The 1,125-nt window shown below is 75.3% G+C and carries 2 protein-coding genes and 1 pseudogene; 1 reads left to right on the plus strand and 2 read right to left on the minus strand.

Annotation, left to right across the window (positions count from 1 at the left end):
* Both CCN72_RS38480 and CCN72_RS37240 read right to left on the minus strand, forming a co-directional pair.
* A partial coding sequence (locus CCN72_RS38480) for a zinc ribbon domain-containing protein (RefSeq protein ID WP_208638204.1) occupies window positions 1–189 on the minus strand: 189 nt, incomplete at its 3' end.
* A gap of 3 nt (window positions 190–192) precedes the next feature.
* Window positions 193–1,011, minus strand: a pseudogene (locus CCN72_RS37240) (tetratricopeptide repeat protein); the annotation flags it as partial.
* A 7-nt stretch (window positions 1,012–1,018) separates the two neighbouring features.
* Here CCN72_RS37240 and CCN72_RS41235 point away from each other — a divergent pair.
* The coding region (locus tag CCN72_RS41235; RefSeq protein WP_341868914.1) for a hypothetical protein at window positions 1,019–1,125 on the plus strand (107 nt) is incomplete at its 3' end.

Consider the following 1,125-nt stretch of genomic DNA (forward strand, 5'->3'; position numbering starts at 1 on the left):
GCCATGACCGGCCCCCGGGACACCGGAGTCCCGGGGGCCGGTCATGGCCGGCGTGGCGTGGTCCTGGGGCGGGGCGGGCAGCACCGAGAGGTCATGACCGCACGCACCACAGAAGAGGTCGTCCGGTTCGACGGGTTCCGCGCAGCTCGGGCACGTGGCCGGTGCTGCCTGCTGGGGCATCTGGGACATCAACTACACCCACGTCCGGGGGCGGTAACGGTTGGCCCGTTCCACCAGTTCGTTCCTCTCCTGGCCGCCGGGGGCCAGCCGGGCCAGCGTGCGATAGGCGCGCTCCAGGCCGAAGCGCAGGCCCCGCTCGTCCAGTCCGCTGCCCAGCAGCACCCGCCCGCCAAAAGCCGTCCGGGCGGTGTTCCGGTCCCCGGAGAGTATCCAGTCCAGCGCACAGCCGAGCACTTCCGCCGACAGCACCTCGCGCCGCGCCGGGTCGAGCCCGTACGCCTGGAGCGCCTCGACCTGCCCGGCGGCGGCGGTCAGATCCTCCAGGAACGGTACGTCACCCGCCGCCGCGGTGCGCCCTCTGAGCCGGGCCCGTACGGCGGCGACCCGGGCGGCCGTGTAGTGGATGGACGACTCCGGCACCGACTCCAGCGTGCGCACCGCGCCCTGCCGGTCCCCGGCGGCGAGCCGCACCCGGGCGAGCCCGAACGCCGCGCTCACATAACTGGGATCGGTCGTCCACACCAGGTGGTAGTAGTCGGCCGCGTTGTCCAGCTGGCCCAGCACCTCGGCGCAGGCGCCGAGCGCCAGCTTGGGCGCGGCCTCGCCGGGGAAGGCGTCGTAGATCGCGTCGAAGGCGAGCGCGGCGCCCTCGAAGTCGCCGGTGACCAGCGCGGCCAGGCCCCGGTACCAGACCACCCGCCAGTCCTCGGGCCGCTCCTCGTCCAGCGCGGCGAGAGCGGTCCCCGCACCGTAGTGGTCCCCGGTCTCCAGCCGCGACCGCACCTGCCGCAGCCGGGTCTCCACGCTCTGCGCGGGCGCCGCCGCCCTCGCGCTGCCCGTGCCCCTGGTCGACCCGAGCGACCCCAACGCCGGTCTGCTGGCGGGTCTCGTGGCGTCCGCGCCCGGTGAGCTGCTCGGGGCGCTGGCGGCGGCGCCCGCGCAGAG

It is taken from the genome of Streptomyces murinus, assembly GCF_002154555.1.
GTDB classification, from domain to species: domain Bacteria; phylum Actinomycetota; class Actinomycetes; order Streptomycetales; family Streptomycetaceae; genus Streptomyces; species Streptomyces murinus.